General features: G+C 38.5%; 9 protein-coding genes. 1 reads left to right on the forward strand and 8 read right to left on the reverse strand.

What is annotated here, in order from left to right; genetic code table 11:
* Positions 1 to 174 precede the first annotated feature (174 nt).
* The 8 genes from ybaK to fdhD form a co-directional block, all read right to left on the reverse strand.
* A complete protein-coding gene (gene ybaK, locus V6256_RS06220; RefSeq protein ID WP_341597212.1) occupies positions 175 to 636 on the reverse strand; it encodes a Cys-tRNA(Pro) deacylase in 462 nt (153 codons plus the stop codon).
* 68 nt (positions 637 to 704) lie between these two features.
* Positions 705 to 2816, reverse strand: a complete 2112-nt coding sequence (gene recD / locus V6256_RS06225) for an exodeoxyribonuclease V subunit alpha (RefSeq protein WP_341597213.1) — start codon at positions 2814 to 2816, stop codon at positions 705 to 707.
* On the reverse strand, positions 2810 to 6589 hold the full coding sequence (gene recB / locus V6256_RS06230) for an exodeoxyribonuclease V subunit beta (protein WP_341597214.1): 3780 nt from the start codon (positions 6587 to 6589) through the stop codon (positions 2810 to 2812). The genes recD and recB overlap by 7 nt, the downstream gene beginning before the upstream one ends.
* Before the next feature lie 2 nt (positions 6590 to 6591).
* A complete protein-coding gene (gene recC / locus V6256_RS06235) occupies positions 6592 to 10029 on the reverse strand; it encodes an exodeoxyribonuclease V subunit gamma (RefSeq protein ID WP_341597215.1) in 3438 nt (1145 codons plus the stop codon).
* A gap of 595 nt (positions 10030 to 10624) precedes the next feature.
* The gene (locus V6256_RS06240) at positions 10625 to 10825 is read right to left on the reverse strand and encodes a hypothetical protein (RefSeq protein WP_341597216.1); all 201 of its coding nucleotides are present in this window, start codon (positions 10823 to 10825) and stop codon (positions 10625 to 10627) included.
* Positions 10826 to 11687: 862 nt separating this feature from the next.
* Positions 11688 to 12953, reverse strand: coding sequence for a serine hydroxymethyltransferase (glyA, locus tag V6256_RS06245; protein WP_341597217.1), 1266 nt, complete (start codon positions 12951 to 12953; stop codon positions 11688 to 11690).
* Between the two features lie 271 nt (positions 12954 to 13224).
* On the reverse strand, positions 13225 to 15528 hold the full coding sequence (locus V6256_RS06250; RefSeq protein WP_341597218.1) for an FdhF/YdeP family oxidoreductase: 2304 nt from the start codon (positions 15526 to 15528) through the stop codon (positions 13225 to 13227).
* A gap of 16 nt (positions 15529 to 15544) precedes the next feature.
* A complete protein-coding gene (gene fdhD, locus V6256_RS06255) occupies positions 15545 to 16396 on the reverse strand; it encodes a formate dehydrogenase accessory sulfurtransferase FdhD (RefSeq protein ID WP_341597219.1) in 852 nt (283 codons plus the stop codon).
* Between the two features lie 331 nt (positions 16397 to 16727).
* On the opposite strand from fdhD, the gene ettA reads away from it, so the two are divergent.
* Complete coding sequence (gene ettA / locus V6256_RS06260; RefSeq protein WP_341597220.1) at positions 16728 to 18401, forward strand: energy-dependent translational throttle protein EttA; 1674 nt, start codon at positions 16728 to 16730, stop codon at positions 18399 to 18401.
* Positions 18402 to 18495: the final 94 nt, after the last annotated feature.

Here is an 18495-nt window from a genome sequence, read left to right on the forward strand (position 1 = left end):
AAGTTATTTTAGCAAGTAAAATAGATCAGTTAATTAGTGTGATTGGTATTATTAATAAGCTCCAAAGCGACAGGAGTTCAATGAAGCTTACCATCTAGAAACGAAGAACTTTAGTCTGAGCTATCATAGGTAGATATTAGTTTGACTCAAGCCACAACAGGGGTGAATCAGTCACTAAGTCAAGGCTACAAAACTAGCTGATAGTATCGACGCGAGATCTTGTGCATTTAATTGAATCTCTAAGCCACGCTTACCCGCACTAACATAAATATCGGAATACGACTTTGCTGTTTCATCAATCACTGTGGTTAATTGTTTTTTTTGACCTAAAGGGCTCACCCCACCTAAAACATAACCCGATGAACGTAACACATCATTTTTATTGGCCATTTGTGCCTTCTTACCCTTTAATGCATTGGCAACGGCTTTCAAATTCAACTGTTCAGTCACAGGTAATATTGCCACAACCAACTTTTTATCTAGCTCAACCACTAACGTTTTAAATACTTGCTTGGGATCGACATTCATCTTCTCAGCGGCTTCTAGCCCATAAGACTCATGTTTTTTATCATGTTTATATTGATGAACTTGGAATGTGATTTTATGTTTCTCTGCCACTTTTATCGCTGGAGTCATGTTGCATCCTTTCTTTACTGTCTGTATTTTCGCGGCAACAAATCACTTTGATTACCGCATTTTAATCATTATCGACTTAATCGTTCTGTTAAACGACTGTTTCGACTGGCTCTATTTCTTACTGAACTCGCCACCAAGGCAAGATCAGCAATCAAGGTTAAACGTTTTTTAGCACGTGTGATGCCTGTATAAACCAACTCACGATTCATCACTGGTAATGCATAATCAGGTAATGCTAACAAAGTGTGTTTAAACTCAGATCCTTGACTTTTATGCACCGTCATTGCAAATACTGTCTGATGTGCTGGTAAACGGCTGGGTTGAAAATCAGAAACAGTGCCATCGGGCATCACAAAATAAACTCTCAATTGACCGTGCTCATCCTCTAAACACAACCCAATGTCTCCATTAAATAAACCAAGGTGGTAACTGTTTTCAGTCACCATCACTGGACGACCCACATACCATGTTTGTGTCATATCAAAACGACGAACCAGTAATCCCGCTTTTTGTAAAAGTTTTTCACAACGATGGTTGAGTGTATCAACACCCCATTCTTGTTCGCGCGTTGCACACAATATTTTAAAGTCATTAAATGCACTCAACAACTTTTTAGCTTGCTCACGGTTATTTTTGTTAATCACACATAACTCAGATAAATATGGCGTATACCCTTCGACCACTAGACGCTCAAAATCGGCAGCGCTTTCACTATCATTAGCATAATAAGCAAGGTCATCATATTGCTCACATAAGGCGGCCAATTTTGCTGCGGTTACGCCGCCTTTATTCACAGCACTGGCTAAATAACCAATACCAGAAAACTGATCAAAGCGATAACTTTTCCTTAACAGACATAAATTATCAGCCATAGTCGCTTGTGCATAAAAGCCTTGTGATAACAAACAATCAAAACCGGTTAATTCGGCTAATTGCTGTGCTTTTTGTTGGCTATAACCTGATTCAATAAAAGAGCAAATATCACCAAGTACCGCGCCAGCTTCAACTGAAGCTAATTGGTCTTTATCACCCAACAAAATTAAACGCGCATGGTCGGGTAACGCACTCAATAATTTAGCCATCAATGGTAAATCAACCATCGAGGCTTCATCTACTAACAATAAATCCAAGGTTAATAAATTGCCTGCATGATGGCGGAAATGCGCACTATTATTACGTACGCCTAATAAGCGATGAATGGTACTCGCATCCGTTGGAATGTTGGGAGCTTGTTGCCCCTCTATCAAATTACCTAAGTCTAATTCATCTAAAGCATTGGTGATTGATTCAGTAAGACGTGCTGCCGCTTTACCCGTGGGCGCCACCATCTTAATGATTAAGTCAGGTTGTGCATTTAATAATAGCGCTAACAATTTTACTACTGTCGTAGTTTTGCCAGTGCCCGGTCCACCGGAAATAATGCAACGAGCAGACGTCAAAGCTAACGCAGCACTGATTTTTTGCCAATCACAGCGCACTTTATTGGGAATTAATGACTCCAATAAAACTAAGTCTTCAGCTGATTTAGCATTATTAAAACATTGAGTAACGGCAGACCAGTCAACTGGCGCTTGCTCGATCACATCCAAATATTTTTCACATAACATTTGAATCGATTGATCAGTATCCGTTTGCCATGCATCCCATAAATAGCGATACTGCGGCGTAAATAACTTCTCTAGATACCCTTTGCTAGCCACATCAACTTGTACTGGGATAGGTTGTAATAATTTATCGGAAATCAACTGTTCAAACTCAGCATAACGCGCCATAAATAGCGCATTATATTGCAACCTTAGCGGAGCACCGTCACCACAACAGGCACTTTCATTGAGCTGATAATGCGTTTGCTGTTGGTCATGAAAAATACATGACACATTTAAATGCTCACTTTGTTGTTGAGAGTCCAGAGCCAACTGCAAACAGTGTTGATGAAATAGTCCACCAATTTTATCAATGGGTAAACAAATATGACCACCACCTAATTGCTGGCTGGTTAATGCCGCAGCCAATTGCATCAAATTATCTGCACCTAATTCAGCCATAAACTTTGCAAAATGAAAGTCGATTGGTCGAATTTGTTGATTTAGCTGACATTGCTTTAACAGTGTTAACATACTATTGTCCGTTGTCGTAGCTGTTGCCGGCTCACGGCCTGATGGTATTGATTGGTCTAACATGACAACTCCTCTTGCAACATCTCAGCCGTTAATTCACCGCTTAATAACTTATCTAATTTATCAATTAATTCAAATTTAGGTTTAGTAAAATATACCCCTTCGTCTGCACTGCCTTGCATCCCTCTTAAGAAAGTATAAAACACGCCTCCGAGGTGTTGGTCATAGTTATAGTCGGTAATACGTGATCGTAATAATCGGTGTAAAGCCAAGGTATAAAGCTGATATTGAAAATCATATCGATGCTCAATAATGGCTTCAGACATCGCTTGTTGACTGTAATCAGCTAACTCATCACCTAAATAATTTGATTTATAATCGAGTACAAAATATTGTCCTTGATACTCAAACGTTAAATCGATAAACCCTTTTAACATGCCTTGCACTTGTTTGAATTGCAATGCGCCTGCTTGGGCGGATAACGGATCATAATAAGCAATTAAACGATTAACCGATGTCGCCTCAATAGGTTGCATTGGCAAAAAGAATTGCATCTCAACTTTCTTTTGATCTTCACTCAATTGAGATAAGGATAAATCAGGATAAAGATCTGATTTTAAAGGGTGCGCTAAAATATTATGGACCCATTGGCCTACAATAGGAGCCCACTGTTCAGCCTCTTCGTAGTTATTTACCGTTAACCTGTCCTGTAACCAAGGGAGCAACTCTTCAGTAGGACAATCTTGAAAATCTATCTCTTCAAATAACTCATGTAAAAATGTACCGTGTTTCGCCCCTCTTGGAAAACTAAACACACTTTTTTCGGGCACATCTTTAACTAGCTGCGATTCCTTACTGGCCTCTGCTAACGCTGCTCGCTCCTCAGGAATTTTTTTGGTTTGCTTATCCTCGATAGTTGGGGCGCTATGAAAGCGTGATAGTGCAGAGTAACTGGTTACCCACCAATTTTTTTCGATCTCGCCAGAAAAGGTTTTCGGAGCGACTAATTGATCTAAAGATGGTGTCGCCACCTGATAGGTTTCACTAGGTAAATCAGGTGCATGACGAATACCAATATTCTCTGATTGCTGACACACTCCTTGTAATAACCGCAGCAAGTTTTGGTCATCGCCAGCTTGTAACTCTTCTCCTGCTTGAATGGTTAAATACCCTAAAGCACTTTTCGTTAATGGCGTAGCTTTCGCACGGCCTTTTTTGTAAGGACCAATACCTAAATAACAACGGTAGACACTGCGTGTTAAACCTACATATAATAAACGAATATCTTCTGCTAACAGCTCTTTTTGAGTCTGCTCTTTACTGCTATCACTGCTTTCTAAATCAAACACTAAACGCTGTTTTTGATCGTGAAATAAATACTCTTTTGGTTCACGGTACAAACCACTAAAAGGAATAAATACGATATCGTACTCCAACCCTTTCGATTTATGGAGCGTACTCACTTGCACTAAAGATTTTTCACTTTCTAAACGTTGCTTTTGCTCCCCTTGCTCACTTTTAGCATGGCTAATTTGCTCACTAAACCATCGCACTAAGGCAAAAGCCCCTTCATACACCATGCTATTTTTTTGTAACAACTCTGCAAGGTGTAATAAATCCGTTAAAGCGCGCTCGCCTTGATTTTGTGTTAATAAGTGCGCGCTAATTCCTTGCTCATGAAAACATTGTTGCAGCATCACTAGAATACCGCTCTCTTCCCATACCGTTTTATAACGAGCAAAATCAGCAATTTTAGTTTCCCAACTAGCCGTTTCAGAAAACGTATTATGAACTTCTAATGGGGTTAAAGAAAAAAGTTTACAGGCGATTGCCGAACGTAAATAACGCTCATTACTTGGGTGTAAACAAGCATTGAGTAAACGTAATAAATCCTGCGCTAAAGTGCTCGCAAATACACTCTCTTTAAGAGATAAATACACACTATTAATATTCTCTTCCAATAGTGCTTTACGAATGATATTTGCCTCATTACCGGTTCTCACTAGCACTGAAATATTATTAGCGTGAATTGGATGATGGTTACCCTCAACATCTTCTAGGTAAGCCTGTTTTTGTTGAGATAACAATAATAATGTTTTAATTTCATTAACCGTCGCTTGTGCACTTTGATGGCGGAAAGCATCACTGCTCAATGCACCTTTAACATGCAAAAACTGTAAAGCAGTTTGTTGATCATCATCTGGGTTATTCACCACTAACTTTTTACGTTTAATCGCTGGCGCTTGTACAGGGTGAAAAGGAATATCCTGATCATAAATAAATGGCGCAATTTTATGTTGGAAAAAACCATTAACAGCATCAATCATCTGTGCGCTAGAACGATAGTTATTATCTAAACTATAATGGGCAGACACGGCATTACGTGCCTTCATGTAAGTGAAAATATCTGCGCCACGGAAACTATAAATCGCCTGTTTAGGATCACCAATCATAAATAAGCCAGATTGATTCAAGCGTTGTGGTTGCTCGACACTGGCTTCTTCCAGATCAGTTTCGGTGTCGCAAGCATCACTATAAATTGTATCAAATATACGGTATTGCACTGGGTCGGTATCTTGAAACTCATCGATCAAGGCAATCGGATATTGTTGTTTTATTTGCTTGCCTAAATGCCCTTCTGCTGACACTTGTAATGCGTGATCTAAACGGGTTAATAAATCATCAAACCCTAATAGCATATGTTGCTGCTTAGTTGTTTGTAAGTTAGCTTTTATCCAATGCGTCGCTTTAATCAATAAGGTGTTTTTGATGGAAATATCTTGTTTAAGCAGGTCTTCAATTAACACAAAAGTGGCATGCGTAGGTGCTTCACCCTTTTTGGTTTTGGTGTATAGCTCTTCCTGCGAAAATTTAATTAAATTTTTAGGCAGCGTTAAATCAAAGCTATCGGAACAAGCCCAATCACTCACCTGCTGAAACCAATTAGGTAAGTTCTTTTTGCTGTAACTGCGTTTATCAACACCTGAGTGAGTAATGATATCTTGATAATCATCTTTACCCGCATTCCAAGCTTGCTTAACCTCGTCAATGGCGTTCAGCCCCTGCTCATATTTACTTTGGAAGTCAAAGTCTGTGATATTAGGAATAAAAGTTAAGTCATTACGTGATAACCACTGCTGAAGCTCTTTTTTAAGTGCTTCTGGATGCGCCCAATAACTATAGATAACCGCAGTTAATGGCGTTGATAATTGATAAAAATGTGCTCGCCAAAAGTCATTACAGGCCTGACTTAAAATATCTGCATCATCTTCTAATAGGGTTTGCTGAAATAAACTGCCAGATTCAAAAGCGTTTTGCTGCAACATACGTTGACAGAAACCATGAATAGTAAAAATTGACGCTTCATCCATCTGCAGTTCAGCAAAACGTAATAAACGAATGTCATGCTCAAGGTTACTGCTATCATCAATCAACTGTTGGCAATAATCATCTTTACTACTGCCTTGTACAAAAGCTAACCGTGTTTCACGAATACGGTCACGAATTCGCCCTCTTAACTCGGCAGTGGCCGCTTCAGTAAAAGTTACCACTAGGATTTTATCGACGGTTAATGGCGTTTGATGTGCCGTTTGCTGGGTTAAATCTGCGCGATCATCTACATGTTTACCGTGTCCTAGTAATAGGCGAATAAATAAACTGGCAATAGTATAGGTTTTTCCAGTACCCGCAGAGGCTTCAATTAAACGACGCCCAAACAATGGAAACGTTAGCGCCTGTAGTGGCGTAACAGCAATATCAGCCACAGAGGTGCTAGTTTTTTCCTGTGCTGACAAGTTATCAGCTTCAATCAACGATAATTGTGTTTCTTCAACCATGATTACGCCTCTCCCCATTGTTCGTAAATTAAATCATTTAAGTTGCACAATAATGGCATAAACACTTGTAATGCAATGCTTTCAAATTGTGCCCAATGGTCTTCAATATTTTCATAAACACGATTAATATAGGGATCACTGGCTTCAGAATAACCTCGACTATTATTAAAGGTTTTTAAGGCCTCTTGTTGTCCAGCCGCGCGCGTTTCAAAACTCAACTCATCCAACATATAAACGCCAGGTTGAACTTTACATACGGCATCACACCACTGAAATGCACTTTCAACGAAGAAAGGCAACGCTTGCTGTAATCCTTGTTGATATAACGCAATCAATTCAGAAAGACGTTGATGCGCATAATCCGCTGGGATCTCTTCAAAATAATGTCCTTTAGTTTGTCCAAATAAAGTGGCATTAAGGTGTTGTCCGTGGACAATGCAATAACACAAATGCTCTACCCAGAGTTTAAGGAGATCTTTGCCTTTTATATTACCTGGTTTTATGCGTACTAAACCATTTTCACAGTGATCATCTAAGGCCCCGATTAAGCGTTTATCATCAAAGGGGATATCTACCGTAACCTGCTCAATATTGCCAACAAAGTAACTACTGTAAATACTGGCTAAATCCACCATCACCTGTAAATCTTTATTAAAAATAAGCTTAGCAAATTCACCTACAGGTAACTTACCTTCTGCTTGCAACCCCACATATAAAGAGGTCAAAGCTTGATCATCCAAACCATGCTTAAACTGTTCTGTCTTTAATAGGTATTGTTGTAAATTATCTAAAGCAAAAGGTTCATCATTTTCTTGTTCAATATCATCCATCTCAAAGTAAACATTTAAACCTTGATTAAAAAAGGCACGACAAGGGTTTTGTAAAAACCGAATTAATGCAGCGAGCTCTATTTGCTCACTTTGCAATAAAGGTAAAGGACTAAACAATTCATCTTCACTGCTCACTTCTTTATTGAGGGCTGCCCACCAGCCCTGCTGATAAGTCACGTGCTTACCTTGAAAATATTGCTCACTAAAGCTTTGCATTGGATAGTGATGAGTCAAAGCCGATAATAGGTCATCCTCTAACTTGCCATTGTCCATGCTTAAATCACACTGACTGCTTAACCTAAAACTTTGTTGAATATAATTAAGTAATTCACTGACTAATACACTGGGCATTTTTTCACTGTTATCACTGATATCTTTACCAATGTAACTAATATAAAACTGCGATTGTGCTGAAAGCATGGCTTCTAAAAATAAATAGCGATCTTCATCTCGACGAGAGCGATCACCACGCTTACGATGACCGACCATTAAATCAAATCCCATAGGTAATAATGAACGAGGGTATAAACCATCATTCATTCCTAGTAAACACACCACTTTAAAAGGAATAGAACGCATCGGCATTAAGGTACAGAAGTTTACTTGTCCAGCTAAAAAGCGCTGGCTATTAGACTGGCTAGATAAGTGTTCTTGTAAGTATTCAACTAAGACTAATAATGATAAAGGTTGTTCAAATCTAGCTTGTGCCGTTTGCTCTACTAACATTTGCATTTGCTGGCGGATTTGACTGAATAAAACGCTGTTATCCTCATCTTCAAGATAGAAATCATCAATCAAGTGATTAATGAATAACTGCCACTCGGCACAACTTACTTGTTTATTTAGGCTAGCTTCTAATGCAATCAAGGTATCGACAAACTCAATGAATCGACCGAGTAAATCCCCCTGTAAACCTTGCACTTCATCATAAGGTGCGATGCCTTCAAAAAGCTCGCCACTCATGGCATAGCCAAGTAACATGCGTTTTAAACCAAATAACCAGTTATTTTGTGTTAATGCAGGCAATTCCCATTGTGTCGCAGATTGATCATTTAACCCCCATCGAATACCGCTTTCAGTGATCCAATGTTGCAATAAATCAAATTCAGATTGCTTAATAGAGAATCGATTTAAAATAGCAGGTACTTCTAATAAAGCTAAGATATCTTCTCGTGTATAGCGACTTTGTTGTAAATTCAATAGTTGTAAAAAGCTCGCTAATATCGGGTTTTCTTGCTGCGCACTCACATCAGAGATAGAGAATGGGATGCTTGTTCCTGCACCTGAGCGGCTAAATACAGCTTCAACATAAGGTGCATAAGCATCAATATTAGGCACCATCACAATGATATCTTTAGGAGTGAGTGTCGAGTCCTGCTCAAACATGGTTAATAAATTATCGTGTAATACTTCAACTTCTCGCATGACACTATGGCAAGCATGCAAGCTCAGTGAATTATCACCATCATCAATTTCAATGCGAAGTGATGGATCTTTTAATGTCTCTGTTGAGCTATCCGTTAAGTCTAAAATATCAGCCTGTAGATTATGCAATAAGCTATCGCGGTCAATATCCACAAAAGCATCAATTTCTTGTTGTTCTAGGCTGTACAATTGGTATAAAAAATCACGTCCCATTTTACCCATCGAAGCTAATAAAGGATTGCCTACTTCACTTTCAATATCACCACTACTTGCCCAAGCTAAATGGGCTTCATCTTTTTGCCAGCTGCTTGCTGTTAGTTGTTCCACTTCGCCCTTGTTAACACTCACCTTAGGGCGAGACTGTGCAAAACGTTTTGCTAATAATTTAGGGTCAACAATATCCCCCCAATAATAACGGCAAGGGTTAGTTAATAGAAAATGTACATCACAATGCTCCGCTAAACCTAGCAATGCTTGTAGATAAGATTCTGGTAAAGAGGATATCCCAAAGACAAAAATACGTTTAGGTAAATGTGTTAACTGCTCAGTCGTTTTAGTCTCTAAAGTACTTAAAAAATCTTGGTATAAACCCGCTCGATGGTAAGCTTTTCCTTGAGATTGGAAACCTTCTTTGATGCTACTCACCAATAAACGCCATAACTTAGCTTGCCAAAGGTGCGTATCTAACCATTCTGGCTGAAGATTCTCTAAACTGACTTGACTGTCTTCTAATGTTTCCCAGTTATCAATCCATTCTGGTCGATACACTAAATATTGGTCAAAAATATCGGCCACTTTACCACTTAACTGGAAACGTTTACGTAGGTGTTGATCGTCTTCTAAATACTCTTTTAACGCACTAAAGTCTTCATCTTCTAAGCAATCAGGCAGCAACTTCATTATTTGCCAAGTCATCGCTTGTTTATTGAATGGGCTATTATCAGGCACATCATCTAAAACATGTTTAAATTGCTGCCAAATAAAGCTAGCTGGTAAAGGGAAATCAATGTTTGCAGCAATACCCGTTGATTGTGCGATCTCTAATTGCAACCATTGAGCCATCCCCGGGCTTTGTACTAATACTGTTTCATTTTCAAAGGGATGACTTAAAGGGGATTGCTTCATAAGGGCAAGCAATAACTCTTTCAACAAGCTGATTTGATTGGAATGGTATACTTTAAACACAGGCAGTCACCTTTTAAAAATATATTTCAATAATACCCTTAAAATAACATAACTAAGAATATAGTATCTAAGATAGTGCTTAATTTAATGCAGAAAAGTAAATTTAATCATTGAGTTGAGTGAAAAAAGGTACGCAATTCAAGTTGGGGCTCCATATTGAGAAAGTTAAAAATAAAAGTACCTCGTGACTAAAGTGAATTAAATCCACTATAGAAGCACTCATCACCCTGCTCGCTTTATTCCGCACATTAAGCAACATCGTAAATATAATATGGGAATTGGCTTCAATATAGATAACCTTTCTAAAACGATCAGTAATTTATTAATAAACAAACTGTGCTAACAAACCTTCAATTCTGTTTCATCAATAAAGGGCTGACGAAAAACATAAAAAAGAGAATTAAGCTGGAGTAGCTAATATTTAACGGTAACGCACTCTGTGGATTAATAACAAGCAAAAAATGTAGAAGTTAATCGACAAAGCGATTATGAAAAGCTTTATCAATTAAAGCGCCCTTTAGTGGACATTCGACTAAATTACAGTCGCTATTTAAGCAGTACTAATAAAGTGTATGTCGTAAGTTGAACACCATTATTAATGATGATGACCACCTCCACGACCAGGTTTTCCACGACTAGGCTTTCCATGACCAACAGGTCCACCATGATGCCCGCCTGGTACCACAATCACACCAGAGTTATGACCTCCCCCATGGTGTGGAGGTGCAACACATCCCGCAAGCAGTAATGTTGTTAGTGCAGCTCCAGCCACCATTAATCGTGTTAATTTTTTCATAAAAACCTCAAATCTCATCCAAATTGAAAAATATACTGTATAAAATAACATAATCTAAGATAAGAACAGTAAATAAATTATAAAAATAGGAAGTTGAAACAACCTAAATCTGCATCATTAACAGTGATATTAATAAAGCTATTCACACTGCTTTAGCAGCGCCAAAAGATGCATTAAGTAAATGGTAAATTACCCACTAACCTAGCTTACGACTGCCTACCAAAGTAATGTAACCGCCCTCAATCTAATTGTGTTTGCTAACGCTAGAATGCAGAAATGCTGATACTTTATGAGTAACTTAGCACATTAAATAACTAGTGTTTTCCATGTCCTGCTGAGGCATGCTTCCCAACACCAGGTTTACTCGCGCCTCCGTCGTGATGTGAATGACCAACACACCCAGCCAGTATAAATGTTGATAAAATAGCACCAGCTATCATTAATTTTGTGAATTTTTTAATAAAAGCTCCAAATATAACCGAAGTTCAAAACGATACTTTGCAAAATAATATAAAATAAGGCAAAAATAGTAAATAAATTATAAAGTAATATACTCAAATAACCTAAAAGCCGGTTATTGTATAAACGTTATTTTTGAATAAGGGCGATCTGACTAGTTAAAAATAAACTGTAAAGGATTTAACAATGGGACGTTATTATTGGGTTAACAAAAGCGATCTCATTTTACGCAAAAACAAACTGAGAAATATCACCTTGCATTGATTTTAAAATGGCGTTGCCATTAACAATTACGTATTTTATTTACCCTTAAATAAAAAAATCCGCACTTGTAACAAGTACGGATTTTCAAAAATATATTACCAGCTTTTATTACCGCTAATAATTTTCTTAATGTCTAAACTTAAGCGTAAACAGGGTGTGCATCACAGAATTTTGCAACTTTAACTTTAACAGCTTCAATTGTTGCAGCTAATTTTTCTTCATCTTTGATTGCATCAAGAATATCACAAATCCAAACAGCTAGTTCAGCAGCATCAGCAGTGTTAGCACCACGACGAGTGAATGCTGGCGTACCAATACGTAAACCAGATGTAACAAATGGAGAACGTGGATCGTTTGGTACAGAGTTCATGTTCACAGTAATGTGAGCAAGACCTAATGCCGCATCAGCTTCTTTACCAGTGATGTCTTGAGCAATCAAGTCAACTAGGAAAAGGTGGTTTTCAGTACCGTTAGATACGATTTTGTAACCGCGATCTTGGAACACTTTAACCATTGCTTTAGCATTATCTAATACATTTTGTTGGTACTCTTTAAATGCTGGTTCAGCACATTCTTTGAATGCAACCGCTTTAGCAGCGATAACATGCATTAAAGGACCACCTTGACCGCCAGGGAAAACAGCTGAGTTTAATTTTTTCTCAAGTGCTTCATTAGCTTTAGCAAGAATAAGACCGCCACGTGGACCGCCTAATGTTTTATGAGTTGTTGTTGTAACAACATCAGCAAATGGTACAGGGTTAGGGTAAAGACCTGCAGCAACTAGACCAGCAACGTGTGCCATATCAACAAATAGGTAAGCACCTACTTTATCAGCAATTTCACGGAATTTAGCCCAATCAACAATACCTGAGTATGCAGAGAAACCTGCAACAATCATTTTTGGTTTATGTTCAATCGCTAAGCGCTCAACTTCAGCGTAGTCTAAAACACCTGTTTCTGGGTTAATACCGTATTGAACAGCTTTGTAAACTTTACCAGAGAAACTAACTGATGCACCATGAGTTAAGTGACCACCGTGAGCAAGGCTCATACCTAAAACAGTATCGCCAGGCGCACATAATGCAGCATAAACAGCGCTGTTTGCTTGAGAACCAGCATGCGGTTGTACATTTGCATAATCAGCACCAAATAAAGATTTAGCACGTTCGATTGCTAGCGACTCAGCAACGTCAACATACTCACAACCACCGTAATAACGTTTACCTGGGTAGCCTTCCGCATATTTATTTGTTAACTGACTACCTTGTGCTTCCATTACACGTGGGCTAGTGTAGTTTTCTGACGCAATTAACTCTATGTGTGCTTCTTGACGAGCAACTTCACCTGTCATTGATTGCCATAATTCTGGATCGTAATCAGCAATATTCATATCGCGGTTAAACATGTGTATCTCCTGCTAAGAATGAAAATGTAAATTTGATGCTGCGCATTTTACGCAATCTTTGTGGTAATGCCTAGTGAAAATCGACTCTAATTATAGGAAAGTAAATAAGTAAAAATATTGATAGAAAAAGTGAATCCATTAATAACAATACTCAAAAAAATAAAAAAGGATCAGAACAAAAGGAAAGTAACTGGATAAAAGTAGCTATCAAGGACAAGTATTATCGAAAATGAGACAATACTTACCCTTTATTATTAAGCCATCAAGCTAATTACACGATACGTTGTTGTGCCTGTTCTTGGGCAGGAGTAATAACAATAGCAATCGATTTAGAGTTCGGTGTAAAAGTAAAGTCACCGTGATTCGCTAATGCAACTAGCGGGTTCGCTTCAGGATAATAAGCCGCTGCATTTCCCGGCGGAATATCGAATGCAATCAATGTAAAGTTAAAGACTTTTCTGGTTACCTCATCTCCCCACAACGCCTCAATATCTACTTTATCACCTGATTTCAAACCTAATGCTTCAATATCCTTTTCATTAAGTAAAATGATATTTCTATCACCACTTAAGCCACGGTATCGGTCATTAAAACCATAAATAGTCGTGTTGTATTGATCATGCGAACGCAGTGTTTGTAAAACAAAAATAGCATTATTGGTTAATGCACGTTGCGAAGCTGAAACAATGGCATCAGGTAAATCATAATCATGGAACTGCGCTTTTTGGCTTTCAGTATTCCATTTATGCTCCGCAGCTGAATTTCCTAGATAGAAACCACCAGGCGCCGTTAAACGTTCATTCATATCAGAAAAACCAGGAATAGTTTGACTAATTAGATCGCGAATTCGGTCATAGTCATTAATCAATTCCAACCAATTTACCGGAGCGTTCCCCAATGTAGCATGAGCAATACCGGCGATGATTGCTGGTTCTGAACGCATCTGTCTGACATCACTTTTAACAACACCTTGCGATGAATGAACCATAGAAAATGAATCTTCTACTGTTATCTTTTGTGCGTTGCCCTCTTGTAAGTCAACATCAGTACGCCCTAGACAAGGGAGAATTAACGCTTCTTTACCAGGGTAAAGGTGGGTTCTATTGAGTTTAGTAGCAATATTCACTGTTAAATCACAATTGCTCATCGCACTTTGCGTGATTTCTGTATCCGGCATTGCCGCAGCAAAGTTGCCACCTAACCCCATAAAGAATTTACTATCGCCTCTCAACATTGCTTCTACTGCTTGCACTGCATTATGGCCATGCTCTGTTGGTGGGGTGAAATCAAAGGTTTTTTCTATGCAATCTAATAAAGCTTGATTTGGTTTTTCATCAATCCCCATCGTACGATCGCCTTGTACGTTAGAGTGCCCACGAACAGGACATAAACCAGCACCTTTTTTACCAACTTGACCAAATAGAAGCTGTAAACTAGCCAATTCATTAACCGTCGCAACAGAATGTTTATGCTGTGTAATGCCCATTGCCCAGGTGATAATGACGTTTTTAGCATGTTGATAAATATCAGCGGCTGATTTTATTTGCTCTTTTGATAATCCAGATTGCTCGGTAATTAAAGACCAAGTGGTATTTCGGACTTTATCTAAATAAGCCTCTAATCCTGAGGTATGTTGTTCAATAAATTTAACATCAAAAACATGGTCGCCTCTTTCAAGCGCTTGCTCATGACGCTTCAACAAGACTTTTACCATCCCGCGGACTGCCGCCATATCGCCACCTAAGTTAGGGGTGAAATATTGACTTGTTAATTTTGTAGAGCTACCAAACACCATATCAACAGGTGATTGAGGATTTGCAAAGCGCTCTAACCCTCTTTCTTTTAATGTATTAAAGGTAACAATATTCGCACCACGGTGAGCAGCATGATTTAGAGTGTGTAGCATACGCGGATGATTTGTTCCCGGGTTTTGTCCGAAAATAAAAATAGCATCTGCATGCTCAAAGTCCTCTAATGTAACGGTTCCTTTACCAATACCTATTGATTGCTTTAACCCTGTACCACTCGCTTCATGGCACATGTTAGAACAATCAGGAAAGTTATTGGTGCCGAATTTTCTAACAAACAATTGATATAAGAAGGCTGCTTCATTACTTGCACGCCCTGAAGTGTAAAACTCAGCTTGATTAGGTGATGCTAAGCTGTTTAATTTGTTTGCGATTAATGCGTAAGCGTCATCCCAGCTAATAGGGACAAACTTATCAATATCAGCTTGATAAGACATAGGTTCAGATAAGCGGCCTTGATCTTCAAGGAAGTAATCCGTTTGTTTGCGCAGTGATGATACGGAGTATTGGTCAAAAAAATCAGCTGTCAAACGACGTGATGTCGCCTCCCAGTTAACCGCTTTTGCACCATTTTCACAAAATTTAAAACGATCTTTTTTGCCTTCTTCACCCCAAGCACAACCAGGGCAATCAAAGCCGTGATCTTGATTGGTCTTTAACAGGTTTAATACATTTTTTGCTACATTTTCACTGTGTAATAAATGTTTACCTGTACTAACCAGAGAGCCCCACCCACCTGCTGCTCCTTTATATTTTTTAACTGCCATCAAAGCCTACCTATCATTATTTAGAATGAGATTTAATTAAACGAAAATCACCATGATAAACATTGCAAGTGGCATTACTTACAAATCCTATCAAGGTGATGTTAAATTGTTTTGCAACGGCAATTGCGAGACTTGATGGAGCCCCTATTGCCACAACCACGGGGATTTTTGCCGCTACCGCTTTCTGCATCAATTCAAAGCTTACTCGACCGCTTAGCATTAATATATTATGGGCTGTCAATAAACCATCGACCATGGTTTCGCCAATCACCTTATCAACAGCATTATGTCGCCCAACATCTTCTTTTACCGTGATACAATTAAGCGTATCAAATAGCCCAGCACTGTGTACCCCACCTGTTGCTGTGAATAACGTTTGATGCTCTCTTAGCCTCGCTGAAAAAGTAAAAATCGTTGATAAAGGTAACCATTCACTTGTTTCATCAATATCCATTGCAAATGTTTGCGCCAATTTTTTGATATTACTGGTTCCACAGATGCCACAACCAGAATGACTAATAAACTGCCGTGTTAAAGCGCTCCAATCTAATTGAACGGATTCATCTAAACTGACATCGCACTGGTTAAGCTCTTCACAAACAATTGCGGTTATTTGTTTAACGCTATTTATGATGCCGTAAGCATTTAATAACCCAATAACCAACGATGAATCATCGCCTGGTGTCCTCATCGTAACCATAAAGGTTTTTTCTAGATTCTCACCTGTTGTTGAACAAATCCAATGTAAGACTATTTTTAACGGCTCTTCACTAATTACTGAGTCTTCACTTAAACTCATTTCAATCGATTGATCAGCTGCTAATCGATAGCGTTGACGATTAACAGTCTGATATGCAAGCTTACTCATTAAACAGCCTATAGTGGTAAAAATGAGGAAAAATAACTAAAACTGATGGATTTATATCCATCATTTTCACTTTATGTAAGGAGCATATATATAACATAATATTCATAAGAATTTTAGATATAAAGCGCGTTATACAGTCAAATTTTTGTATTTTTTAACAGAACATTGACTATTTAATAAAAGTGGCACTCATATCAATCAAAAACAGTATTTTTATTCAGCATTGATAAGCCTATTTCACTATATCAAAGCCATTTCATTGACGTGCCTATTTACACCCATCTACAATAGCCATCAATTAAGTTAAACCATTATTTAAAAAGGTATTCGAATGGCTCTTCCAGATAAATTTATTTTTTCAATGAATCGAGTGAGTAAGGTAGTTCCGCCTAAACGCACTATTTTAAAAGATATTTCATTAAGCTTTTTTCCTGGTGCTAAAATTGGTGTCCTAGGCCTTAACGGTTCTGGTAAATCAACATTATTACGCATTATGGCAGGTGTTGATCAAGAGTTTGAAGGTGAAGCTCGCGCCTTAACCGGTACTAAAATCGGTTATTTACCTCAAGAGCCTGTTTTAGATCTTGAGAAAAATGTACGTGAAGTGATTGAAGAAGCCGTCGTTGAAGTAAAAACAGCATTAACAGAGCTCGACGCTGTTTATGCTGCTTATGCAGAAGAAGATGCTGATTTTGATGCATTAGCAAAACGCCAAGGTCAACTAGAAGATATTATTCAAACCCATGATGGCCATAATCTTGATAACCAATTAGAGCGTGCTGCTGATGCACTACGTTTACCTGCTTGGGATCAACCAATCAAAGTATTATCGGGTGGTGAGCGTCGCCGTGTTGCATTGTGTCGTCTATTACTAGAAAAACCAGATATGTTATTACTAGATGAACCAACTAACCACTTGGATGCGGAATCAGTTGGCTGGTTAGAACGTTTCCTACATGACTATGAAGGAACCGTTGTGGCTATTACCCATGACCGCTACTTCCTTGATAATGTAGCCGGTTGGATATTAGAGTTAGACCGAGGCCATGGTATCCCATGGGAAGGTAATTACTCTTCATGGTTAGAGCAAAAAGATGAGCGCTTAAAACAAGAAGCTTCTCAAGAAAAAGCACGTCAACGTCAAATTGAACAAGAGCTAGAATGGGTTCGTTCTAATGCTAAAGGACGCCAATCTAAAAGTAAGGCACGTTTATCACGCTTTGAAGAGCTTAATAATCAAGACTTCCAAAAACGTAATGAAACCAATGAATTATTTATTCCTACAGGCCAACGTTTAGGTGATCAAGTTATTGATGTAAACAATCTAACTAAGTCATTTGATGGTCGTGTATTAATCGACGATTTAAGCTTTAGTATCCCTAAGGGCGCGATTGTAGGTATTATCGGTGCCAATGGTGCAGGTAAATCAACCTTATTTAAAATGTTAGATGGCTCTGAACAACCGGATTCAGGTGAGGTGATTATTGGTGAGTCGGTGAAAATGGCCAGTGTAGATCAATTCCGTGATCACATGGACGACAAGGTTTCTGTATTTGAAGAGGTATCTGGCGGAAGTGATATTATCCAAGTCGGCAATATCGAAATTCCAAGCCGTGCTTATTTAGGTCGTTTCAACTTTAAAGGGTCTGATCAATCTAAAATTGTCGGTGATCTTTCTGGTGGTGAACGTGGTCGTTTACATCTTGCTAAACTATTAAAATCAGGCGGAAATTTATTACTGCTTGATGAACCAACCAATGATTTAGATATTGAGACACTACGTGCTCTTGAGAATGCCCTACTTGGCTTTGCTGGCTGTGCAATGGTGATATCGCATGACCGTTGGTTCTTAGATCGCATTGCAACGCACATTATTGATTATCGTGATGAAGGAAAAGTTAACTTTTACGAAGGTAACTACAGCGAGTATGAAGAGTGGATGAAGAAGACGTTTGGTGCGGCTTCTATTGAGCCAAAACGTATGAAGTACAAGCGAATCAACTAACCTTAATTTAGTGTATTCAATAAGCTTTGTAGTAAACAAGCTATAAAAAAAGCCCTTACTTTTCACCAGTAAGGGCTTTTTATTATGTCCGCTT

The organism is Psychromonas aquatilis, from assembly GCF_038155185.1.
Lineage (GTDB): Bacteria > Pseudomonadota > Gammaproteobacteria > Enterobacterales > Psychromonadaceae > Psychromonas > Psychromonas aquatilis.

Bases quoted from the DNA above. Each gene is read 5' to 3' on its own strand.
- ybaK (WP_341597212.1), bottom strand. From the start codon at position 636: ATGACTCCAGCGATAAAAGTGGCAGAGAAACATAAAATCACATTCCAA.
- recD (WP_341597213.1), bottom strand. From the start codon at position 2,816: ATGTTAGACCAATCAATACCATCAGGCCGTGAGCCGGCAACAGCTACG.
- recB (WP_341597214.1), bottom strand. From the start codon at position 6,589: ATGGTTGAAGAAACACAATTATCGTTGATTGAAGCTGATAACTTGTCA.
- V6256_RS06240 (WP_341597216.1), bottom strand. From the start codon at position 10,825: ATGAAAAAATTAACACGATTAATGGTGGCTGGAGCTGCACTAACAACA.
- glyA (WP_341597217.1), bottom strand. From the start codon at position 12,953: ATGTTTAACCGCGATATGAATATTGCTGATTACGATCCAGAATTATGG.
- V6256_RS06250 (WP_341597218.1), bottom strand. From the start codon at position 15,528: ATGGCAGTTAAAAAATATAAAGGAGCAGCAGGTGGGTGGGGCTCTCTG.
- fdhD (WP_341597219.1), bottom strand. From the start codon at position 16,396: ATGAGTAAGCTTGCATATCAGACTGTTAATCGTCAACGCTATCGATTA.
- ettA (WP_341597220.1), top strand. From the start codon at position 16,728: ATGGCTCTTCCAGATAAATTTATTTTTTCAATGAATCGAGTGAGTAAG.